Origin of the sequence: Hyphomicrobium sp. (assembly GCF_019744875.1) — a bacterium.
Lineage (GTDB): Bacteria > Pseudomonadota > Alphaproteobacteria > Rhizobiales > Hyphomicrobiaceae > Hyphomicrobium_C.
Window position 1 is genome coordinate 1,089,240 of record NZ_JAIETU010000002.1, and the last position, 23,035, is coordinate 1,112,274.

The 23,035-nt window shown below is 65.0% G+C and carries 17 protein-coding genes and 1 tRNA gene; 9 read left to right on the top strand and 9 right to left on the bottom strand.

Going from position 1 to position 23,035, the window contains the following annotated elements:
* Window positions 1-85 precede the first annotated feature (85 nt).
* Entirely contained in the window at window positions 86-2,167 is a 2,082-nt protein-coding gene (locus K2Y42_RS05175; RefSeq protein WP_291149262.1) for a L,D-transpeptidase family protein, read from the top strand.
* A 171-nt stretch (window positions 2,168-2,338) separates the two neighbouring features.
* A complete protein-coding gene (locus K2Y42_RS05180) occupies window positions 2,339-3,991 on the top strand; it encodes a DUF882 domain-containing protein (RefSeq protein ID WP_291149265.1) in 1,653 nt (550 codons plus the stop codon).
* On the opposite strand, the gene K2Y42_RS05185 is transcribed toward K2Y42_RS05180, so the two are convergent.
* The 3 genes from K2Y42_RS05185 to K2Y42_RS05195 form a co-directional block, all read right to left on the bottom strand.
* Window positions 3,978-4,931, bottom strand: coding sequence for a LysR substrate-binding domain-containing protein (locus K2Y42_RS05185; protein WP_291149267.1), 954 nt, complete (start codon window positions 4,929-4,931; stop codon window positions 3,978-3,980). The genes K2Y42_RS05180 and K2Y42_RS05185 overlap by 14 nt on opposite strands.
* Before the next feature lie 297 nt (window positions 4,932-5,228).
* Entirely contained in the window at window positions 5,229-5,531 is a 303-nt protein-coding gene (locus tag K2Y42_RS05190; protein ID WP_291149270.1) for a DUF2312 domain-containing protein, read from the bottom strand.
* A 148-nt stretch (window positions 5,532-5,679) separates the two neighbouring features.
* Window positions 5,680-6,042 carry a DUF1244 domain-containing protein gene (locus K2Y42_RS05195; RefSeq protein WP_291149275.1) on the bottom strand — a complete coding sequence of 121 codons (363 nt, stop codon included), beginning with the start codon at window positions 6,040-6,042 and terminating at the stop codon, window positions 5,680-5,682.
* 264 nt (window positions 6,043-6,306) lie between these two features.
* Between K2Y42_RS05195 and K2Y42_RS05200 the strand changes: the two genes are divergently transcribed.
* Both K2Y42_RS05200 and pyk read left to right on the top strand, forming a co-directional pair.
* Complete coding sequence (locus K2Y42_RS05200; protein ID WP_291149276.1) at window positions 6,307-6,741, top strand: DUF1036 domain-containing protein; 435 nt, start codon at window positions 6,307-6,309, stop codon at window positions 6,739-6,741.
* Window positions 6,738-8,246 carry a pyruvate kinase gene (gene pyk / locus K2Y42_RS05205; protein WP_291149279.1) on the top strand — a complete coding sequence of 503 codons (1,509 nt, stop codon included), beginning with the start codon at window positions 6,738-6,740 and terminating at the stop codon, window positions 8,244-8,246. The genes K2Y42_RS05200 and pyk overlap by 4 nt, the downstream gene beginning before the upstream one ends.
* Before the next feature lie 101 nt (window positions 8,247-8,347).
* Here the strand turns inward: pyk and K2Y42_RS05210 are convergent, their stop codons facing one another.
* The 4 genes from K2Y42_RS05210 to cpdR form a co-directional block, all read right to left on the bottom strand.
* Window positions 8,348-8,962, bottom strand: coding sequence for a tetratricopeptide repeat protein (locus K2Y42_RS05210; RefSeq protein WP_291149282.1), 615 nt, complete (start codon window positions 8,960-8,962; stop codon window positions 8,348-8,350).
* A gap of 321 nt (window positions 8,963-9,283) precedes the next feature.
* Window positions 9,284-9,409, bottom strand: coding sequence for a type B 50S ribosomal protein L36 (gene ykgO / locus K2Y42_RS05215; RefSeq protein WP_291149285.1), 126 nt, complete (start codon window positions 9,407-9,409; stop codon window positions 9,284-9,286).
* A gap of 32 nt (window positions 9,410-9,441) precedes the next feature.
* Window positions 9,442-9,516: transfer RNA gene (locus tag K2Y42_RS05220), tRNA-Val, on the bottom strand.
* 125 nt (window positions 9,517-9,641) lie between these two features.
* The gene (gene cpdR, locus K2Y42_RS05225; RefSeq protein ID WP_291149287.1) at window positions 9,642-10,028 is read right to left on the bottom strand and encodes a cell cycle two-component system response regulator CpdR; all 387 of its coding nucleotides are present in this window, start codon (window positions 10,026-10,028) and stop codon (window positions 9,642-9,644) included.
* Between the two features lie 330 nt (window positions 10,029-10,358).
* Between cpdR and K2Y42_RS05230 the strand changes: the two genes are divergently transcribed.
* Window positions 10,359-11,258 carry an N-formylglutamate amidohydrolase gene (locus tag K2Y42_RS05230; protein WP_291149289.1) on the top strand — a complete coding sequence of 300 codons (900 nt, stop codon included), beginning with the start codon at window positions 10,359-10,361 and terminating at the stop codon, window positions 11,256-11,258.
* A 984-nt stretch (window positions 11,259-12,242) separates the two neighbouring features.
* Window positions 12,243-13,007 (top strand): histidinol-phosphatase, encoded by a 765-nt coding sequence (gene hisN, locus K2Y42_RS05235; protein WP_291150194.1) that lies wholly within the window; start codon window positions 12,243-12,245, stop codon window positions 13,005-13,007.
* Between the two features lie 616 nt (window positions 13,008-13,623).
* On the opposite strand, the gene K2Y42_RS05240 is transcribed toward hisN, so the two are convergent.
* Both K2Y42_RS05240 and K2Y42_RS05245 read right to left on the bottom strand, forming a co-directional pair.
* A complete protein-coding gene (locus tag K2Y42_RS05240; protein WP_291149292.1) occupies window positions 13,624-14,583 on the bottom strand; it encodes an alpha/beta hydrolase in 960 nt (319 codons plus the stop codon).
* Between the two features lie 155 nt (window positions 14,584-14,738).
* Entirely contained in the window at window positions 14,739-15,368 is a 630-nt protein-coding gene (locus K2Y42_RS05245; RefSeq protein ID WP_291149294.1) for a hypothetical protein, read from the bottom strand.
* Window positions 15,369-15,658: 290 nt separating this feature from the next.
* Here K2Y42_RS05245 and K2Y42_RS05250 point away from each other — a divergent pair, with 290 nt between their 5' ends.
* The 3 genes from K2Y42_RS05250 to K2Y42_RS05260 all read left to right on the top strand — a co-directional run bounded on the left by K2Y42_RS05250 (window position 15,659) and on the right by K2Y42_RS05260 (window position 22,903).
* Window positions 15,659-16,126: an Hsp20 family protein gene (locus K2Y42_RS05250; protein ID WP_291149296.1), complete on the top strand. Its 468-nt coding sequence runs from the start codon at window positions 15,659-15,661 to the stop codon at window positions 16,124-16,126.
* A 546-nt stretch (window positions 16,127-16,672) separates the two neighbouring features.
* Window positions 16,673-21,370 (top strand): glutamate synthase large subunit, encoded by a 4,698-nt coding sequence (gltB, locus tag K2Y42_RS05255; RefSeq protein ID WP_291149299.1) that lies wholly within the window; start codon window positions 16,673-16,675, stop codon window positions 21,368-21,370.
* Window positions 21,371-21,463: 93 nt separating this feature from the next.
* Window positions 21,464-22,903 (top strand): glutamate synthase subunit beta, encoded by a 1,440-nt coding sequence (locus tag K2Y42_RS05260; RefSeq protein ID WP_291149301.1) that lies wholly within the window; start codon window positions 21,464-21,466, stop codon window positions 22,901-22,903.
* The last annotated feature ends 132 nt before the right edge of the window (window positions 22,904-23,035 follow it).

The window sequence follows — 23,035 nt, forward strand, 5'->3', positions numbered from 1 at the left end:
TTGGACGTTCGAGATCTTCTCAATGCGGCTGGCCTCGGCTAGCGTACCGCGGCTTTTCGTGGACGATCGCATTGGGGGACGTGTTATGCGTCACGGTAGTTTGGTTGCGCGCCCGTTGGCGCTGGTGCTGGCCGCGGCTGCGATGCCGGGCTTGGCCGGAGCCGACCCGGCAGACCCTGCCCCGAGCGCGCAAAGCCCGGCCGCTCCCGTAGTTCAGGCGCCGCCCGTCGCAACACCTACTGCGCCATCACCTTCCGTTCAGGCTCAGACTCAAGCTCCGGCACCGGCTGCTGCCGCCGTCCAGGCCGCGCCCGTTCAGGCACCACCCGTTCAAACTCCGGCAGCCGCTCCGGCTGTCGCTCAACCTGCACCCGCGGTGACGCCTCCTGCGCAGGCGGCCGCTCCTGTTGCTCCTTCCCCCACACCTCCGGCTGCTGCTTCTCAGGCTCCGCCAGTCGCCCCGGCACCCGCCGCGACCGCGCCTGCTGCCGCGCCGCCCGCCGCAACGGTGGCAGCGCCGACGCCACCGGCCAAGCCTCAGCTCGGCGCGCTCGTGCGCACCAAGATCGACGCGCGCGAGGCGCAAGCCTCGGAAGCGGAACTCAGCGACGGCGCGGCCCTCAAGGCGTTCTATCTCGCGCGCGCGGATGCTCCGCTCTGGATTGCCGACGGCGCGCTCAACGACCGCGCCGTGCTCGTGCTCGCCGAAATCAAGAAGGCGAACGACTGGGGGCTGGATGCCGCGGCGTTCACACTGCCCGAGGTCGCAGCGCTTCCGTCCGAAGACAGCGCCGCTGAGGCCGAGCTCAAGCTCTCGCTTGCGGCCCTCGCCTATGCCCGCCACGCGCGCGGCGGGCGGATCACGAACCCGGCCGTGCAGCTCTCCTCCTACGTCGACCGGATGCCGCAGCTTCTCGAGCCCAAGGTCGTGCTCGACCAGCTCGCCACGTCGACCACGCCGGACGCGACGCTGCGCGGCTTCCACCCGCAGCACCCCCAGTTCGAGAAGCTGCGCCAGCGCTATCTGACGTTGTTGCGCGCGGCAGAAGCCGAAGAGGTGGTGCTCATTCCGAAGGGGCCCGTGATCTCGCCAGGCCAGCGCCACGAGCATGTCGCGCTGCTGCGGCAGCGATTGAAAGTTCCCTCGCCCACTGCGACGGGCGATGCACCGGCCGACACCCTGTTCGATGACACGCTCGCCGAGGCCGTGCGTGCGTTTCAAACCGAAAAGGGTCTCTCTCCCGACGGCGTCGTCGGCAACGGCACGCGCGCGGCCCTGAACGCCATCGACGTGCCGAGCCCCGACAAGGTGCGCGCCAACATGGAGATGTGGCGCTGGATTCCAACGGATCTCGGCGCGACGCACGTGTGGGTCAACCTGCCCGCGTTCACCTACCAGTTCGTGCGTGACGGCAAGGTCGTCCACGAAGAGCGCGTCATCACCGGGCTCGTCGACAAGCAGACGCCAACGTTCACGGCCGAGATGGACATGGTGACGGCGCATCCGCGCTGGAACGTGCCGGACTCGATCAAGGTCAAGGAGCTGTACCCCAGCCTCGCGCGCGGCGGCACCTACTTCGAAAAGCAGGGATTGCGCATGACGCGCAACGGCCGCCCCGTCGATCCTTACTCCATCGATTGGGGCTCGGCCGACATCCGCAGCTACGACGTGCAGCAGCCGCCGGGCCCGTCGAACGTGCTCGGGCTGTTCAAGTTCACGTTCCACAACAAACATATCGTCTACATGCACGACACGCCGACCAAGCCCCTGTTCGAACGGCCTAGCCGTCCGTTCAGCCACGGCTGCGTGCGCGTGCGCAATCCGGAGCGGCTCGCCGAACTCGTGCTCGAAGCGGACAAGGGATGGACGGCCGACAAGGTCGCGGCGCTCGTTTCGGGCCCGCCGGTCGAGAACCCGATCCCGCTCGAAAAGAAGCTTCCCGTGCATCTCGTCTATTTCACCGAGGTCATCGCCGACAACGGCGACGTGCTGCGCTATCCCGACGTCTACGGGCACGAGCAGCGCGTGATGCTGGCGCTCGACGGGCGCTTCGACCAGATCGCGCGCGGCGACGATCACCTGGCGCCTGTCAAATACACGCAGACGCGCTACACCGGCGGCAACCCGCTCGAGACGTTCATGAACAATCTGTTCGGCGGCTTTTGATCGATCCTGGAAAGGGTTTGTTAACCCTGATCCGCGGCGGGGCCCGATTTTACGGGCGCCCGCCCTTTTTACGCCGCCTACAGGCCCTCTTGATCGCGCATTCCAAGGTTACCAACCGTTAAGCAACGGGGCGTATGCCTTAACCTTGGTGTTCTCGATGGGGGATATCGCTTGAGCGTAAAGGCGGGAGCCTTGACCTGCCGGTTTCTATCCGCTGCCGCGACGGCCACCCTGGCCCTGATCGCGCAGGTGGCGGTGGCGCAGGCGCGCGACGACCGCACCATCTCGTTCTACCACATCCACACCAAAGAGACGTTGACCGTCCTCTACAAGAAGGACGGCCGCTTCGTTCCCGAAGCGCTCGAGAAGATCAACTGGATCATGCGCGACTGGCGCCTCGGCAAGTCGATCGCGATGGATCCGAACACCGTCGACATCATCTGGGAAATGCATCGCGAGCTCGGCTCGCAGCAACCCGTCCACATCATCTGCGGCTACCGCGCGCCCGCGACCAACGAGATGCTGCGGCGAACCCGCGGCGGACAGGCGAGCCAGAGCCAGCACATGACCGGCAAGGCAATCGACCTCTCGTTCCCTGACGTGCCCATCAAGCGCATGCGCTACTCGGCGATGATCCGAGAGCGCGGAGGCGTCGGCTACTATCCCACATCCGGCATTCCGTTCGTGCATGTCGACACGGCCCGCGTGCGCCACTGGCCGCGCATGCCGCAAGACGAACTCGCCATCCTCTTTCCCTCCGGCTCGAAGCACGGAAGCGTAAGTCCCGCGGTCGCGCGCGCCGCGCGAGAGCGCCGCAAGGACATCGTGCAAGAGGTCGCGCAGTTCATGGAGCTGCACAACAATCCGCGTCCCGCCAGCGTGATGGTCGCCGAAGCCGCGCCGGCCCTCCCAAAGCCGCAGGTCGTCGCCTCGCTGCCGCAGCCGCCACGGCCGTCACTGGCTGTCCGCCCGCCGCAGCCGCACCAGCGCATGGCCGTCGGCGCGCCGCAGCCTTCGCCGGCCGATCTCGCGCCTGAGAACAACCCGGTTTCCGTCGCCGCCCTGCCGCCGCCTCCTGCTGCCGCGAAAGTGACGCGCGTGGCGCTCGATCCGATCGTGGAAGCCCCGGCCCCGCCGCCCAAGCTCGTTTCGGCTCCGAAGCCGGTCGACAAGCCCTCGAAGTTCGTAAGCAAGCTGCCCGACGCCGACCGCTCGCGCCTCGACATGCTCGTGACGCTGGCCTCGCTCGAACATGACGCGCAGAGCCCGCCGCCTCCCGCAGCCGTTGTGCCGCCTGCCGCGAAAGCGCCGGCGCGGCTTGTGACCGGCTCGACGCCGATCCGTAACGCCATGGCTGCTTCGATGACGCCCGATCTGCCGTTCCCGAAGAAGCCCGTGACCGCCGCCGCGGCCGAGCCGCGCCCGGCGGTGGCCGGCGCAGGCGCCGAGCCGCATCCGCTCGGCGAAGGCTCGACCGACTGGTGCAGCGGCTGGGTCGCCGCGACGGAGTATGACGAAGACCATCCGGAAGAGCTGTCTTACCGGCCGTTTGCGCTGGCTCCGCTGCTGACGGAGACGGCCTCGTTCGACGATCCCGCCCTGCAGACGCTGGTTCACCCCGACCCCGACATGGCGATCGACATGATCGACGATGAAGGCGTTGCGCTGCCGATGCGGTTCGGCGCCGGGCACCAGCAGACGGCCATGGCGTGGGCGCAGGAGTTCCGCGGGGATTCGGTCGATCTCGACTCGCTCGCAGCCGCGCCTCAGAGCCCGAACGCGTCCGCCCGCCAGCTCGTTTCGCGCTCCGTCAAGACGCGCTGAGAGGTTTCTTGCCGCGTGCGCCCGACCGCGTAGCGGCGAGCGCGCCCTCGCTCCAGGCCTTGGCGACAAGCCGGCCCAGCTCCTCGAAATCCTGCTTCTGCGGCGACGTCGTGCGCCAGACGAGCCCGATGGTGCGCGCAGGCTCCGGCTCGATGAAGCGCACCAGCGTGATGTCGCGCCCGCGTTCCTCGACGCCGATCGACAGCTCCGGCAGAAGCGTGATGCCGAAGCCAGCCGACACCATTTCGACGATGGTGGCGAGGCTCGATGCGCCGAACGTGTTTACGGCGTCCACCTGCTGCAGGCTGCAATAGGTCAGCGCCTGATCGCGCAGGCAGTGCCCTTCCTCCAGCAACAGCAGGCGCTCGTGCTCGATCAGTTCCTTGGTCGCGCGAACGCGTCCCGAGATCTTGCGATCCTTGGGCGCGGCCAGCAGGAACTTGTCTTCGAACAGCGGCAGGTTGGTGAGATCCGGATGCTTGAGAGGCAGCGCGAGCAGCAGGACGTCGAGCTTCCCCTCCAGCAATTCGTCGGTGAGAATCTGCGTCTGCGTTTCGCGCACGTGGAGCTCGAGATCGGGATAAGCATCGCGCAGCAGCGGCAACAGCGGCGGCAGCAGGTACGGCGCGACCGACGGAATAACGCCGAGACGGAGCGTGCCCGCGAGAAGCCGGTTTGCGTGCTGCGCAAAGGCGACGAGGTCGCGCACGTCGCCCAGCACCCGCGCACAGCGCGCCGCGATCTCCGCTCCCTTGGCGGTGAGCTGCACGCCCGATCGCGTGCGCTCGACGAGGACCAGGCCAAGGTTCTGCTCAAGCTCGTGGATCTGCATGGAGAGCGCAGGCTGCGTGACCGCGCAGGCGTCGGCTGCGCGGCCGAAATGCAGTTCGCGGGCGAGCGCATCGAAGTAGCGCAACTGCTTGAGGGTCACCGTCGTCATAAGGCCGCCTGATCAGAGAAGAAACAAATAACGATTAGCTCTGATATAGCCTGCGGTCTATGTTCGCAGTGAACAAACGATCGTGATCGCGGTCACTTAACGCATCACGTTTTCCCAGATACGGCAGGAAAAGCTCCGGCTTTCTCTCGTCCGTTAGCGTCTCGGGCCGTGCGCCGAACCGGCCCGAGACGTTTTTCATTTCCGCCCAGCCCGCGCACTCCGCGAACAAGCGAAAAGCGGGCGGGCACCTGACCCGGCGCCCGCCCTGCTCACCCACCCGTCTTAACGTCTCGTGGCCTACTCGGCTGCGATCATCCGGTCGGCGGCGGATTCCGCGTCCGACGACATCGGTCCGTCCAGCATGCCGAGCGCATGCATGTAGACCTCGAGCAGGCCCTCTTCTTCCTGGCGCTCGGTCTGGCTCTTCTTCCGCAGCCGCACGATCTGGCGCAGGATCTTGACGTCGAAGCCAATGCCCTTCGCTTCCAGGTATTTGTCGCGGATGTCGCTCGCGAGCGCCTTCTTCTCTTCTTCCAGGCGCTCGATGCTTTCAATCATTTGGCGAAGCTGCTTCTGCGCCGATGCTTGAAGCGTGGTCATGCATACCCCCAACTTGTCCAGTCCCTCCGCGATCCGCCAATCCGGGATCGCGCATGGAGGAGAAGCTAGTGACCGCTCCAGACACCAGCAAGGCAGGGTGTAGCGTCATCCAGAGTTTAATCCTGTGGATGGATCCGCCGCTCTGCCGTTAGCGCTTGTCCGTTGCATCGCGGGGCGCACTTGCATGATGGGAACCGTCGGCGTCGAAGCGGGTACGTGCCTCGGGGGAAGCGTCCGTCTGGTAGCGCTGCTGCCATTCGGCGTAGGGCATGCCGTAGACGATCTCGCGCGACTGATCCTTCGAGAGCGTGACGCCGCGTTCGGCCGCGGCCTCCTGGTACCACCGCGACAGGCAATTGCGGCAGAAGCCCGCGAGGTTCATGAGGTCGATGTTCTGGACGTCGGTGCGCTCGCCGAGATGAGCCACCAGCCGGCGGAAGGCCGCCGCTTCCAGCTCGAGCGTCAGAGACGGATCGGTGGCGGGATCCCGCGATTGGGTCGATTCCGGCATTTTTGCCTCCTTTTACTGGCGTCCCGGCCGCGTTGAGCTCGCGAGCCGGAATGTCGCATCAGCATCTCATCCGTGCCGATCCTGTTACCATTTCAGCGCGCCACCCGGCAGGGGGTTGCGTAATGGCGTATCCCGGCCTTCAATGGACGCTTCTGCGGCGCCACTCGCGGCGCAAACCCAAAAGACGCCCGCTTTCGTTGCCACAGTCTCGGCCATCCGAGATTCGGACGTGTGAGGGCACGCTTTCCTCAAACCCGTGACGGCATGATACGGAACGTCTCCATTCCCCTGCTCGCGACCGCCCTGCTTCTGGCGGTGCCGCATCCCGCATTGGCCGACCTCAAGTTCTGCAACGCGTCGCAGAGCCGAGTGGGTGTTGCCATCGGCTATCAGGATGCCGATGGCTGGGCGACAGAGGGATGGTGGAACATCGCGTCGCAGGCATGCGAAACAATCTTGAAAGGTGCCTTGCCAAGCAGGTTTATCTACGTCCACGCAGTCGATTACGACCGCGGCGGGGAATGGGCCGGTTCGAACTTCATGTGCTCGGCCGATAAATCATTTGCAATCCGGGGTGTTCAAGACTGCCCGAAGCGCGGTTATAAGCGCACGGGTTTTTTCGAAGTCGACACCGGAGAGGCACAAGAGTGGACGGTGCGCCTCACCGATCCCGACAATAAAGAGGCAAACGGGCAATGAGACGTCATCGGCGGGTCAAGATTGTTGCGACGCTCGGGCCCGCGTCGTCCGCGCCCGGGATGCTGGAGAAGCTGTTCATCGCCGGAGCGGACGTATTCCGCGTCAACATGAGCCACACGAGCGCCGAGTCGGCTCATACGCTGGTGCGATCCGTGCGCGACGTGGCCGCCAAGCATCGCTGCTCCATCGGCGTTCTGTGCGATCTTCAGGGCCCCAAGTTCCGCCTCGGCGAATTCGTCGACGGGCGCGCGCTGGTGCAGCCGGGCGAAATCTTCCGCTTCGACCAGTCCGGCGCGCCGGGCACCTCGCAGCGCGTAAGCCTTCCGCATGCTGCCATTTTCGAGGCGGTCGAGCCGGGACACACGCTGCTGATCGACGACGGCAAGCTGCGCATGCGCGTGATCGAGGTCAACGGCTCCGGCGTGGTGGCCGAGGTCGTGACAGGCGGCATCCTGTCGAACCGCAAGGGCATCAGCATGCCCGACACGCTGCTGCCGATCAGCTCGCTGACGGAAAAAGATCGCATCGACCTCGATACCTCGCTCAAGCTGGGGGCGGACTGGATCGCGCTGTCGTTCGTGCAGCGCGCCGAGGACATCATCGAAGCCAAGAAGATCATCGACGGCCGGGCCGCGGTGCTCGCCAAAATCGAGAAGCCTTCGGCTATCGACGAGATCGACGACATCATCGCCGCCGGCGACGGCTTCATGGTCGCGCGCGGCGATCTTGGCGTTGAATTGCCGGTGGAGCGCGTGCCGGGCCTGCAGAAGCAGATCACGCGCAAGGCGCGCAGCGCGGGCAAGCCGATCGTCGTCGCGACGCAGATGCTGGAAAGCATGACCACATCGCCAATGCCGACGCGGGCCGAAGTGTCCGACGTGGCGACGGCGGTGTTCGACGGCGCGGACGCGATCATGCTCTCGGGCGAATCCGCGGTCGGGCAGTACCCGGTCGAGACGATCGAGATGATGAATCGCATCGCGCGTTCGGTCGAGGCCGACCCGAGCTACGATGCCTACGTGCACGCGATCGAAGTTCCGAAGATCCCGACGGGCGCCGACGCGATCGCGGCCGCCGCGCACGCCATCTCCAGCACGCTCAAGGTGGCGGCCATTCTCTGCTACACGGCGACCGGCTCGACGGCACTGCGCGTCGCGCGCGAGCGTCCGAACCTGCCGGTCATCGGTCTTACGCCGATTGCACGCACGGCTCAGCGCCTGTCGCTGGTGTGGGGTATCGAAACGGTGCTGACGAGCGACCCGGACGACCTAGCGCACATGGTGCGCAAGGCGACGACGATCGCCTATGAAGGCGGTTTCGTGAAGCCGGGCGAAGGCGTGGTGATCACGTGCGGCGTGCCGCTCGGCTCGCCGGGCGCGACCAACATGATCCGGCTCGCGTTCGTGGACGAGCATGGTCTGCCGGACGGTCACAGCCCGGATTACATTCCGACCGGCGGCAAGGTGCCGGTGGAACGCCGCACGGCGCCCAAGAACGCGGAATAAGAGTTCTCAGAACGATGCGCGGCCACTCCCATGAAGTTGGGAGTGGGGGACGCTCGTTGCCTTGGGCTTCCGATGCCTCGGCCCTTTAGATTCCCTTGGCCTTAGATTCCCTGGCCTTCGACCTCGACCTTGAGGTCGTCGCGCGCCTTCTTGCCGCCCTGCACCTGCGGGTGAACCTTGAGCAGGGCATCGTAGGCTTCGAGGGCGGCTTTCTTCTCGCCGAGATGCAGCAAGATGCCGGCGAGGCCTTCGAGCGCCTTGAAGTGATGCGGCTCAAGCGCGAGAACGCGGCGCAGATCGCCGAGCGCGCGCTTGTAGTCGTCTTCCAGGTAGAAGAGGTAGGCGCGGCGGTTCCAGGCTTCGGCGTAGTCCGGCTGCAGCTCGACTGCGGCGTTCAGCAGTTGCATGGCCAGGTCGCGCTTGTTCGCCTCCATTGCGGCCGCGGCGCGCGCCGTCAACAGGTCGGCCGTCGGGCTGCCCGAGTGCTGCCAGAGCTGCTCGACGGCGGCTGCGATTTCGGCGCCGGTCGTTTCGTCGGGCGCAGTGGCCAGGCGCGCATAGAGCTCTTCGAGGAGTTTGGCGGGGTTTTCCTGTGCGGATGGTCCTGGCGCCGGACCAACGGGCCCCTGTGGGCCGGACTGAAGCCGATCCGATCGCGAGCGATCGGGACTGGCCAGCGGCGGGGGATGGCGAGGCGGTCTTCCGTCCGGGGTCACGCTTGGGCCGGGGTCTGCCCAATCGGGCGGCGGCCTTTCGGAGGGCGGGGCGGCCACAGCGAGGGCTGCGTGCCCCAAGGCGGCAACCGGCAGCAAGAGAATCGCGGCGGCGGCATTACGAGCGGCGCGCGCCGCAGGACGTCCGAGGGGGCGATGTTTCATCGGTCAAAGATAGGAAGTGCGGCTCGCGACGTCAAAGGGCTTCGGCAGGGCGCGTCACGCGCCAACTGCACAAGCAAAACCGCCCGAGCGCCGTGGGCGCCGGGCGGAGAATTTCGATTGCAAAACTGCGGCGCGCTTAGCCCTGGCGGGCCTCCAAGCTTAGCCCTGGCGGGCCTTGAAGCGGCGGTGCGTCTTGTTGATGATGTAGATGCGGCCCTTGCGGCGCACGAGACGGTTGTCCCGGTGGCGCGAGCGAAGAGACTTAAGCGAGTTTCTTACCTTCATTGTTCTCAACCATTTGAGGCAAGGCGGGCGGATGGTGGGCACTACAGGGATCGAACCTGTGACCCCTACCATGTCAAGGTAGTGCTCTACCGCTGAGCTAAGTGCCCATCCGAGCCAAGAAAGTCATTCGGCAGCGCCTCCTATACTGGCATTGCCGAAGCCGCGCAAGCGCGGAAACCAACTATCTGCAAAGGCGTCGCAGGGAAGACAAAACGCCCTTTCGCCGTTGGGCTTAGGCAGCCAACAGACGCTCGACCTCGCGCACGAGATCCTTGAGGTGGAAGGGCTTCGAGAGCACCCGCGCCTCCTTGGGGGCGGATTGCTCGTTGTTCAGGATCACGGCCGCGAAGCCCGTGATGAACATGATCTTCAATTCGGGATCGATCTCGGAGGCCCGGCGGGCGAGCTCGATGCCATCCATGCGCGGCATCACGATATCGGTGAGAAGAAGCGTGAACGGTTCCTGCTGCAGGCGCTCGTGGGCCTCTTCGCCGTTGGCGAACGAGGTCACCTCGTAGCCGGCCTTGGCGAGAGCGCGCTCCAGGAAACCGCGCATCGAGTCATCATCCTCAGCAAGCAGAATTCGGCACTTGGGGAGGCTTGAGGGCTTTGCTGTCATGGATGTCTTACTCGAAATGACTACATACTGATGAGACGGTGGAACACGTAACTCTGGCGCCAGTTTGGTAAACGGAGCGTGAAGCTGAAGGAGCATCCCCCGATATTCCACTCGCACCTTTGGCCACTCAAGAGATGAGCAAGAGGCGGGCCAGGATGGCGAAGGCGATAGTCTAGCCGATTTTTCCACGTCCGGCGCGCGAAAAGTCCGCCGCGACGTGGACAGCATCGACCGAGGTTGGCACACTGCAACGCTTGCGTCGCCGGCTTCGCGCCTTCAATGTTAGCAATCGGCACGCAGTCCCGAGGCGCTCGTGAAAAGCAGGAGCGAATGATCGCCCAGACGTTCTCACCGGCCAGCGATCCGCTGGATCCGCCGTTTACGATCTTCACGCCCGAAACGCAGGTCGCGCCGTTCGTGCTCTGCTCTCCGCATTCGGGAAGAACCTATACGCCTGCCTTTCTCGCCCAGTCGCGGCTCGATCCGCTGACGCTTCGCAAATCCGAAGACTGCTTCGTCGACGAGCTGTTTCAGGGCGCGGCCCAGCTTGGCGTGCCGATGATTTCGGCGCGCTTCCCGCGCGCCTATCTCGACGTCAACCGCGAGCCGTACGAACTCGATCCGGAGCTGTTCGCCGATCCGCTGCCCGACTATGCCAATTGCCAGTCGGTGCGGGTTGTCGGCGGGCTCGGCACCATCGCGCGCATCGTCGCCGACGGCGAGGAGATCTACCATTCGCGGCTTACCGTGGACGAAGCGCTCGCGCGCATCGAGAAGTTGTACTTCCCGTTCCACACAGCGCTCGAATCCCTGATCGAGGCGACGCGGGCGAAGTTCGGCCACGCCATTCTCATCGACTGCCACTCGATGCCGTCGGCGCAGATGGCGCAATCGAGCGCGCCGCGCCCCGATTTCGTGATCGGCGACCGGTTCGGGGCGGCGTGCGATCCGCGCCTGACGCGTTTTCTCAGGGATACGATTGCGGCAGCCGGCTACGACGTGCAGCTCAACCGGCCCTACGCGGGCGGCTATATCACGGAGCACTACGGGCGCCCCTACCGCGGCGTTCAGGCGGTGCAGATCGAAATCAACCGCGCGCGGTATCTCAACGAGATGACATTCGTTCGGACATCCGGCTTCGAGCGCCTTCAGCGGGATCTGACGCAAATCGCCGGCTTGCTGTTTCCGGCTTTCGGCCCGGCGATCGATCGTCCGGCGGCTGCGGAATAGTTCACGCGCCGCGCCGTTGTTAACCGACGCGCATGCGCAATGCGCGGCTCCGAACAAAAAAAGGGGCCGTCCCAGTGGACGGCCCAAGTCTAGGGAGGAAACGCCCAAGGAGGGCTGTGATCACAAGGCAGCGGCGAGGCCGCACCTCGTTCTCACATCCCAAAAGTATGCTGCAGCGCGTCAAAGCGCAAGCCCACCAGTAGGGATAAATTGCTGCGACGCGTTAGCGAGGTTCATTTGCAACACATCGCGCAATGGACGCCCCGCAATCCGCCGACGCAAAGCATGGGTCGATTTATCTAACTATTTCACTTAGTTATTCAGCCGCCGGAAAAAACGTAAAAAAAAAGGCCGTCCAGGTGCTGGACGGCCCAAGTCTAGGGAGGAAACGCCCAAGGAGGGCAACGACACGCGAGCGCTAGCTCAGCGATGTCGCAATGCAATATATCAGATCCACCGGCATGAAAGAAAAGTGCAAAAACTGCAGAGCTGCCATTACGAACGTGAGGGGCACACTTGGGTTTGTGGATCTGGGGTGTGTGGATCTGGAGTGGCGCAACCGGGGGCCACGCTTAAGGGCAGTTCAGGAGCGGTCTCGAGGCTAAGCTGGGAGACTGCGGGAGCCCGCATCGCATGGCGGTGGGCTCAAAAAGAGGACCGTTCGAACGAGCGAACGGCCCAAGTCTAGGGAGGAAACGCCCGTATAGGGCTGCAGATGCGAAGAAGTGTGCTTCGAAGCTGCGTTTTTTTTATGCTCCTGTTCGCAAATGTCAGCAACTTAAGCAGCGAACTTTGGTGACTATTACTGGGGGCGTGGTGCGGCCTCGCAACACAGCGTAATTCATCTGTTTGTTTTACTCTCAAAGGGAGTATTTCAAATGTTGTTTGTTCGTGGATGTAATCACGTTGCAGCCGCGTCAACTTAAGTGACGGATATCCATTGTGACTTTGCCTAGCCAAACGCAGTTCAAACCTCTTCTCTCGCTGGCCCACGACTTGGCCGACCGATCCCGGGCTGTGATCCTGCCCCAATTCCGCAAACCGCTCGACGTCGCCAACAAGGCGGGCGCTCAGGCGTTCGATCCCGTGACGAAGGCCGATCGGGCCGCCGAGCGGGCCATCGCAAAGCTGATTCGAGAGCGCGCACCCGACCACGGGCTGGTCGGGGAGGAATACGGCCGGGAGCGGCAGGAGGCGCCTTATCAGTGGGTGGTCGACCCAATCGACGGCACGCGGTCGTTCATCACGGGCTCGCCGCTCTGGGGCACGCTGATCGGCCTGCTGCGCGAGGGCGAGCCGGTGCTGGGCCTCATGGACCAGCCCTTCACCGCCGAGCGCTTCTGGTCGGACCGGACGGCCGCGTATCTCGGGGTGGGCACGGCCAAGCCGCGCCGCATCCGTACGCGCGCCTGCCCGCGACTGTCGGACTCTATCCTCATGACGACCAGTCCGGACCTGTTCCAGGCGGGCGCCGAGACCGACGGGTTCCTGCGCGTGAAGAAGGAAGCCCGCATGACGCGCTACGGCGGCGACTGCTACTCCTACTGCCTACTGGCTGCGGGCTTCGTCGACCTCATCGTCGAGTCCGGGCTCAAGAACTACGACATCGTGGCGCTGATCCCGATCGTGGAGCGCGCGGGTGGGCGCGTGACGACCTGGGACGGGCGGCCGGCGACGGAAGGCGGGCGGATCCTGGCCTCGGGCGATCCGGCGCTGCACGATCGCGCGCTCAAACTGCTCAATCGGTAGGTCGCGGGAGGGCCGTCCTGCCGTGGCCGCGAGGACCTTTCGAGATCACATGGCTATCGGACCCGACAGCTACCGTAACGCAAGAGCAGGAGACGAGGAGGAGATTGCAGCGCTCCTTAGCGCTGCGTTCGGCCGCTCCGACGAGGCCGAGCTTGTTCGGCGTCTCCGTGCGGATGGAGACATGTGGGTGGAACTCGTCACGCCGTGGCTTGGAGCAATTGTTGGTTACGCAGCTCTTTCCCGGATGCGAGCACCCGAAGGATGGGCTTGCCTTGCCCCGCTCGCCGTTCTTCCAAGTTTTCAGCGCGCAGCGGCCGCGCCGGATGAAAGCCAACGGCGATTCTACGCGATTGGAACGCGACTGGTCCGCGAGATCGCAACGATCGTAAATTGCTCGGAGCAACTTCGAGCTGGCGGGCCCCTCGTTCCGACAACAATTGTCGTTGTCGGCCGGCCGAGCTTCTATGAGCGGGCTGGTTTCAGCGCGGCACGTGCGCAGAGCCTTACGTCTCCCTACCCCCTCGAATACACACTCATTGCGCGGCCCGGCGACGACACCCCAGCCGAGGCACTCGTCTATCCTCCTGCGTTCAGCGGGTTGGTTTGAACCTGGCTACTAAGCGGCCGCCTCGTCGAGGCCCATGTAGGCGTCGAAGGCCGCCCAAAAGCGGAGCCGGATCGTGTCGGCTTCCTGAAGGATCTCGTGCTGAGCTGCCGGCAGCAGCACGTGCGTGCCGACCTTGAGGCCCACTGCAAAATCTTCGACGGCGCGCGAGGAGACAATCTGGTCCTTGCCAGCGACGAACACCATCATCGGCACCCTGATCGACGCCGCGAAGCCTTCCGACTGCACCAGCGCCATCGACCGATAGGCGGCGCGCAGCCAGCCGATGGTGGGCGATCCCAAAGCGAGCGACGGATTGGTGTCGAGCACGGCCTTGTTGCGATACCAGCGCTCGCGGTCGCTCGTGAGCTCATTGCCCTCGAACGCGCCGCGCTCGACGACCCGGTCGGAGCCGCCCTTCACGTAGCTGCGGCTGAACCCCAGGAGGCAGCCCGCCTCGGCATAAGCGCGGGCGACGGACTGGGGAAAGCCCACCTTCTTTTCGGCGAACTCGATCATGGGCGCGCACAGGATCATGCGCTCGAACCAAGAGCCGGGGCGAGCGGCGTTGCGAAGCAGGATGTTCGCGCCCATCGAATGGCCCAGCGCGATGAAAGGCGGCGGGCAATCCGGCAGCACGATCTCCTTCATGAATAGCGTGAGATCGCTGTCGAACTCGTTGAAGCTCGAGACGTGGCCCTTGAGGGGATTGGGCAGCGGGCGCGACGAGCCGCCCTGGCCGCGCCAATCCATCGTGGCGACGGCGAAACCGCGGCGGCGCAGGTCGGCGACCACCTCAAAGTACTTCTCGGCGTATTCGCCTCGTCCACCGAAGAGACAGACGGTGCCCCGCCGAGGGCCGCGCGTTGCTTCCCAGCGCACGAACCGAAGGCGCGCGCCGTCATGCGCGATCAGCTCGCCCGGGACCGCGCCTCCCGGAACCGGATTTTTGGCCAGCGCAACCAGCTTCATGGGTCAGACCCCGCAAATCACTTTGCGGCAAGGATAGCATGGAGGGGCCGAGCGCATGCCAGCGTCCTTGGCCAGCGTCCTTGGCCAGCGTCCTCGGCTGCGTTCATGACAGCGTTCTTGGCCGAGCGTCGCCAAGCGAACGGCCGCCAGTTCGCTTAGCGCCAGGGGCGGTCGCGATAGGCGTAGCTGCGCAGGAAGTGCGGGCGGGCGGCGATCACTTCGCCCGAGCATTTGTCGACGCGGAGATTGAACACGCGACCCGTGTCGAACCGGGTGGCTCGGATGCGCACGGTGGCGCCGTCGCCGCCCATCGGCCGGATGTCGGCCCAGCCGTCACGGTTCAGGCTGCGGCGGATCTGCCAGCGCCCAAGGCAGGCGTGGCGGTCGTCGCGGCGCTCGATGCGTTCGACGCGCTGGTAGGAGCGCTCCTCGCTGTAACCGGGCGGCGGCATCGGGACCGGATAGCCGTCCTTCACCGATCCCGGCAGGGGTTCGGCTGCGCCGTACTCTCTGGAAGGACCATTGTACTGCCGCGTGGCGCCGTACTCTCTCGTAGTGTCGTAGTCTCTCGTGACGCCGTGCTCGGCGCGCGCGCCGTAGTCTTCCGCGGGGGCATAGTCCTCCGGGCCCGCGCTCTCGTCGGCGTATCCGTTGTCGTCATACGGCGGCTCTGCATAAGCCTCGCCATCGAGATCCGCAGCATGGGCCACCACCGGGAAGCCCGGTGCGCCCGCGAACGTGAAAACCGACAAGGCAATCGCAGCCAGAGACGATGACGCTCTCATTGGTGATCTCCCTCGTGGATCCGAGCAGTCCTGAAGCGGCGCGAAAATTCTAACGCGGCTCGCTGATCTAGGATCCACCCTGCAACATGAACGGGGCATGAAGGGCGCCGCATTCCTGCTGCGTCCAAAGACCTTTGCGCCGTTCTGACAAAAGAGCTGGCCCCTCTTGAAGCCGATCCCGCGCCACCTAAATCAATGGCTGCGCACGCCCGAAGCGGGTGCGCAACACCAGAGGCCCGGGCCAATCGGCCGGGTCCCAAATCAGTCGCTTCTCATGGAGGACTTTTGTCATGCGACATTTCGATCTCACGCCGCTCTACCGTTCGACCGTCGGCTTCGACCGTCTCGCCCAGTTGTTCGACAACGCTGCAGGCTCCGACGCGGACGTCGCCTACCCACCGTACAACATCGAGAGGCTGAGCGATAACGAGTACCGGATCACCATGGCTGTGGCCGGCTTCACGACCGACGAGATCAAGGTCGACGTCAAGGAAAGCACGCTCACGGTGCGCGGCGAGAAATCGCCGGAGGCAACCGACAGCGAGCGGCGCTTCCTGCATCGCGGCATTGCCGCACGCAGCTTCGAAAGGCGCTTCCAGCTCGCCGACCACGTCGAGGTCAAAGGCGCCGTGCTCAAGGACGGGCTGTTGAACGTCGATCTCGTGCGCAACCTGCCCGAGCGTATGCGGCCGCGGTCCATTCCGATCGCCGTCGGCACCGGCAGCGACGCGCCCAAGCAGATTGAGGCGCAGGGCTAACCCCTTCCCCCTAGCTCGCGACCTCCCAGGGAGGCGGCGGCAGCGATGCCGCCGCCTTCTTTTTAGGCGGCGAGCACCCGCGCACCGGTACATCAACGCCTCAGTGGCGCATCACCTCGACAAGCCTGTGCCCGGGGCGCGGTCTAGACTCTTATCGCGCTCTAATCGCTCTTGTGTTGCAGGGCAAAATCTGCAACATTGGCCCGAAAGGTCAGCATTGCTGTCCTTTATGCGCTCTCGCCTTGCCTGCTACGCTGGGGAGAGTGAGGTTGTCTCATTGGCTGGGCAGCGGACTGCGTAGCCCGTATCCGTCGGCGGAGATTGAATACGGTGGTCGCAAAGCTGCCACGTCTCGTGAGTGGATGCCCGCCCGATTACGGGTCGAGCTTGCTTTGCGCAGGCTATCGCTCCGCGCCGACTGCTCTGGCGCGAGCGCGCACGGCCTAGACCACCCTCGCCGGCAGACGACTGCGGCCGGCGGCCATACGGCGATGCGTTACGAAACCGGCATTGCGATTGCCGGCGTTGATACCCGAGGACCACCCCATGACCAATGACATGCCCGTTCGTGGCACCTATGAGCGTCCCCAAGCGGAAGGTCTGTTCGACCCCAGCTTCGAGCGCGACGCCTGTGGCGTGGGCTTCATCGCCAATCTCAAAGGCGAAAAATCGCATCGCGTGATTTCCGACGCCATCAGCATGCTCTGCAATCTCGAGCATCGCGGCGCCGTGGGCGCGGACCCGCTGGCCGGCGACGGCGCGGGCATGCTGATCCAGATTCCGCATGCATTCTTCAAAGAGGAATGCGCCAAGATCGGCATTACTCTGCCTGAGCCGCTGCAGTACGCCGTGGGCCAGCTTTTCATGCCGCAGGACGAGCGCCTGAACGCGCACGGCATGCGCGCCTGGGAGCGCGTGCTGCGCGATGAGGGTTTGCGTCTGCTCGGCTGGCGCGACGTGCCGGTCGATAACTCGTGCCTCTCCGAACTCGTGCGCGCGACCGAGCCCGTCCACCGGCAGGTGTTCATCGCGCGGCCAGCGGGCGTCAGCGAGGCCGAGTTCGAGCGTCGCCTCTATCTCGTGCGCAAGATCGTCTCGAACGCGATCCACAACACCTATAAGGGCCGCGACGTCGGCCACTACACCGTCAGCCTGTCGTCGCGGACGGTCGTGTACAAGGGCATGTTCCTCTCGTACCAGGTGGGCGTCTACTACAAGGATCTCTCGGATCCGCGCGTCGTCTCGGCGATGGCGCTCGTGCATCAGCGCTTCTCGACCAACACGTTCCCGTCCTGGCGCCTTGCCCACCCCTATCGCATGGTCGCCCACAACGGCGAGATCAACACGCTGCGCGGCAACGTCAACTGGATGGCGGCGCGCCAGGCGTCCGTTTCCTCGCCCTTGTTCGGCGGCGACATTTCCAAGCTGTGGCCGATCTCCTACGAGGGTCAATCGGACACGGCCTGCTTCGACAACGCGCTCGAATTCCTGACCATGGGCGGCTACAGCCTGGCGCATGCCGCCATGATGCTGATCCCCGAGGCGTGGTCCGGCAATCCGCAGATGGATGCCAAGCGGCGCGCATTCTACGAATATCACGCCTGCCTCATGGAGCCGTGGGACGGCCCGGCAGCGATGGCGTTCACCGACGGGCGCCAGATCGGCGCCACGCTCGACCGCAACGGCCTGCGCCCTGCCCGCTACATCGTGACCAAGGACAGCATGGTGATCATGAGCTCGGAAGCGGGCGTCATCACCGTGCCGGAAGAGAACATCGTCAAGAAGTGGCGCCTGCAGCCCGGCAAGATGCTGCTGATCGACCTCGAAAAGGGCTGCATCATCTCGGACGAAGAGCTGAAGGCCGAGATCACGGCGCAGAACCCCTATGAAACCTGGGTCAAGCGCACGCAGATCATGGTTTCGGATCTGCCGCTCTCGCCGAAGAAGGGCCCCGCCACGCGCAACGACGCCTCGCTGCTCGATCTTCAGCAGGCGTTCGGCTACACGCAGGAAAGCCTCAAGTTCCTCATGACGCCAATGGGCGCGCGCGGCGAGGAAGCGATCGGCTCGATGGGCAACGACACGCCGATCTCGGCGATGTCTTCCAAGCCCAAGCTGCTGCACACCTACTTCAAGCAGAACTTCGCGCAGGTGACGAACCCGCCGATCGACAGCATCCGCGAAGAGCTGGTGATGAGCCTCGTCTCGTTCATCGGGCCGCGGCCGAACATTCTCGACCTCGAAGGCACCTCGAAGGTGAAGCGCCTCGAGGTGAACCAGCCGATCCTCACCAACGAGGACCTGGAGCGCATCCGCCAGATCGGCGAAGTGCGCGACAACCACTTCGCGTCGATCACGATCGACATCACCTATCCGGTCGACAAGGGTCCGGCCGGCATGGCGTCCGCGGTCGACGTGATCTGCGCCGAGGCCGAAGAGGCCGTGCGCTCGAACGACTACAACATCATCATTCTCTCCGACCGCGCCGCGGGCCGGGGCCGGATTCCGATCCCGGCGCTGCTCGCGACCTCGGCCGTGCATCATCATCTCATCCGCCAGGGCCTGCGTACGTCTGTCGGTCTCGTCGTCGAGACGGGCGAAGCGCACGAGGTGCATCAGTTCTGCACGCTCGCCGGCTATGGCGCGGAAGCCATCAACCCCTACCTCGCCTTCGACACGCTGTCGGTGATGGCGCCGAGCCTCGGCGCGGACCTCACGGCAGAGGCGGTGCAGAAGAAGTACATCAAGGCCATCGGCAAGGCGCTCATGAAGGTGATGGCCAAGATGGGCATCTCCACCTATCAGTCCTATTGCGGCGCGCAGATTTTCGACGCCGTGGGGCTGCGCTCCACGTTCGTGCGGAAGTACTTCACGGGCACGCATACGCCGGTTGAAGGCGTGGGCCTGCGCGAGATCTCGCGCGAGACGTTCGACCGCCATGCGGCGGCGTTCGGCGATTCACCGGTGCTCGCCAATGCGCTCGATGTCGGCGGCGATTATGCCTACCGCGTACGAGGCGAAGCGCATGTGTGGCGCCCGTCCGTCGTTGCCGACCTACAGCATGCCGTTCGCTCAACCGACAATGCCGACGCCAAGGCCGGCAAGGTGCCGCAGAAGTATCGCGACTACGCGCGCGCCATCGATGCGCAATCCGAGCAGCTTCTGACGATCCGCGGCATGTTCCGCATCCGCTCGGCGGAGAGCATGGGACGCAAGCCGATTCCGATCGAAGAGGTCGAACCGACGACCGAGATCGTCAAGCGCTTCGCCACGGGCGCGATGAGCTTCGGCTCGATCTCGCGCGAGGCACACACCACGCTCGCGATAGCCATGAACCGTATCGGCGGCAAGTCCAACACCGGCGAGGGCGGCGAGGAAGCGGACCGCTTCAAGCCGCTGCCGAACGGCGACAGCATGCGCTCGGCGATCAAGCAGATTGCTTCGGGCCGCTTCGGCGTGACGACCGAGTATCTCGTCAACTCGGACATGATGCAGATCAAGATGGCGCAGGGCGCAAAGCCCGGCGAGGGCGGCCAGTTGCCCGGCCACAAGGTGGACGAGACGATCGCGCGCGTGCGCCATTCGACGCCGGGCGTGGGCCTGATCTCGCCGCCGCCGCATCACGACATCTATTCCATCGAAGACCTGGCGCAGCTCATCTTCGATCTCAAGAACACCAACCCCGACGGGCAGGTGTCTGTGAAGCTCGTGTCTGAAGTGGGCGTCGGCACGGTTGCGGCGGGCGTCGCCAAGGCGCGCGCCGATCACGTCACCATCTCGGGTTATGAGGGCGGCACCGGCGCCTCGCCGCTGACGTCGCTCAAGCATGCGGGCTCTCCGTGGGAGATCGGCCTCGCCGAGACGCATCAGACGCTGGTCATCAACCGGTTGCGCGGGCGCATCGCCGTGCAGGTCGACGGCGGCCTGCGGACGGGGCGCGACGTGATCGTCGGCGCGCTGCTCGGCGCGGACGAGTTCGGCTTCGCGACCGCGCCGCTGATCGCGGCCGGCTGCATCATGATGCGCAAGTGCCATCTCAACACATGCCCGGTCGGCGTCGCGACGCAGGATCCGGTGCTGCGCGCGCGCTTCACCGGCGCGCCCGAGCACGTCATCAACTACTTCTTCTTCGTCGCCGAGGAAGTGCGCGAGATGATGGCCGCCATGGGCTATCGCAAGCTCTCCGAGCTCGTCGGCCAGACGGATTGGCTGAACAAGGATCGCGCCATTCATCACTGGAAGGCGCGCGGGCTCGATTTCGAGAAGGTGTTCCACAAGCCGAACGCCGGCAAGGGCGTGGCGATCCACCATTGCGAGACGCAGAACCACGGCCTCGACAAGGTGCTCGACAACGAGCTGATCAAGGCTGCCCTGCCCGCGCTCGACGCGAAGAAGCCGGTGAAGGCCGAGTTCGCGATCAAGAACACCGACCGCACGGCCGGCACGATGCTTTCAGGCCAGATCGCCAAGCGCTACGGGCATGCGGGTCTGCCGGAAGACACGATCTGGCTCACCATGAAGGGCACCGCCGGGCAGAGCTTCGGCGCCTGGGCCGCGCGCGGCCTCACGCTCGATCTCGTGGGCGAAGGCAACGACTACGTCGGCAAGGGCCTCTCGGGCGGCAAGATCATCGTGCGGCCGAACGCGCTCTCGGGCATCGTGCCCGAGGAGAGCATCATCGTGGGCAACACGGTGATGTATGGCGCGATCACGGGTGAGTGCTACTTCCGCGGCGTCGCCGGCGAGCGCTTCGCCGTGCGCAACTCGGGCGCTTACGCGGTGGTCGAGGGCACGGGCGATCATGGCTGCGAATACATGACGGGCGGCTGCGTAGTGGTGCTGGGTCCGACGGGCCGCAACTTCGCGGCCGGCATGTCGGGCGGCGTCGCCTACGTGTTCGACGCAGCGGGCGATCTCGAAACGCGCCTCAACAAGGAAATGGTCGAGATCGAGCCGCTCGCGCTCGACGCGGCGCTGATCGACAAGCTCGCCAAGAACTCGCGCGAGGCGACGCAGCAGCTCTCCGAGCTGATGCTCGACATGCGCGAGCAGGATCTGGAGCGCCTGCATGCGCTGATCGTGCGGCATGCGCACTACACCAACTCGACGAAGGCGCAGGCGATCCTGGCCGACTGGGCGGGCTCTGTCGCCAAGTTCAAGAAGGTCATGCCATTCGAATACAAGCGCGCACTCACGGAGATGGCGAAGGCCAAGGCCGCGGCTGCCGAGCGGGTGCAAGCTTAGTTTGGAGTGCGAGGCGGAGTAATTGCCGCCTCTCTATCCTGCCCCTCTTCCGGCAACTGCGGGTGAGGGAATGAAAAGAAAGAAGAAGTGACGATGGGAAAGCCGACGGGGTTTCTTGAGTTCGAGCGCGCGGATCGCAAGTACGAGCCGGCGAACGCGCGCGTGAAGCATTGGCACGAGTTCGTCGTGCCGCTGCCGGAGCCGGAGGTCAAAACCCAGGCGTCGCGCTGCATGGATTGCGGCATTCCGTATTGTCACAACGGTTGTCCGGTCAACAACCAGATCCCCGACTGGAACGATCTCGTCTACCAGGGCGACTGGAAGACGGCGGCCGAGAACCTGCATTCGACCAACAATTTCCCGGAAGTGACCGGTCGCGTGTGCCCGGCGCCGTGCGAAGCGGCCTGCACGCTCAACATCGACGACGCGCCCGTGACGATCAAGACGATCGAATGCTCGATCGTCGACCGCGCGTTCGAATCCGGCTGGGTGATCCCGCAGCTTCCGGACGTCAAAACCGGCAAGTCCGTCGCAATCGTCGGCTCGGGCCCCGCTGGCCTTGCCGCCGCCCAGCAGCTCGCACGCGCGGGCCACGACGTGCATGTCTATGAAAAGAACGCGCGTCCCGGCGGGCTGCTCGTGTACGGCATTCCCGACTTCAAGATGGAGAAGGGCCTCATCGCACGCCGGCGCGCGCAGATGGAAGCCGAAGGCGTCGTGTTCCATTGCGGCGTCAATGTCGGCCGCGACGTGACGGCACGTGAGCTCGAAGACAAGTACGACGCCGTGCTGCTCGCCATGGGCTCCGAGACGCCGTTCGACTTCTTCGCCAAATCGCCGGGCCGCGATCTCGACGGCATTCACTACGCGATGGATTTCCTGACGCAACAGAACCGGCGTAATGCGGGTGAGGCGCAGCTTCCCGGCACGAAGGAGATCTCGGCCAAGGACAAGCACGTGGTCGTCATCGGCGGCGGCGACACCGGCTCCGACTGCATCGGCACGTCGTTCCGCCAGGGCGCCAAGTCGGTCACGCAGCTCGAAATCATGCCGAAGCCGCCGGTACGCGAGAACAAGGCGCTCTCCTGGCCGAACTGGCCGCTGAAGCTGCGCGTGTCCTCGTCCCAGGCCGAGGGCGCCGATGTCGAGTACTCCGTCTCGACGACGGGCTTCACCGGCAAGAACGGCAAGGTCACCAAGCTCAACTACGTGCAGATGGACGGCACGATGGCGCCGGTGCCGGGCTCGGATGCCTCGCTCGATGCCGATCTCGTGCTGTTCGCGATGGGCTTCTCGGGCCCGACGGACGGCGGCGTGCTGAGCGGCCTCGGGCTCGAAGCGGTCGCGCGTGGCCGTTTCAAGGGCGTCGACGCCAACGAGCGCGACTACAAGCTGCCGGGCAGCGGCAAGCTGTTCGCGGCCGGTGACGTTCGCCGCGGACAATCGCTGGTGGTCTGGGCGATCCGCGAGGGACGGCAGGCCGCAAGCTCCATCGACAAGTACCTGATGGGCTCCACCACGCTTCCGCGCTGATCGAGATCGCCCCGCTCACGCCCTCAGCGTTGGACGCGGCACGCTCCTTGACGCTTTTTTATCGGCAGTATGACGCTTCCTTATTGGGCGCGTGACGCATTGACGCGTCCGATGTTACGATGATCTCCCCCG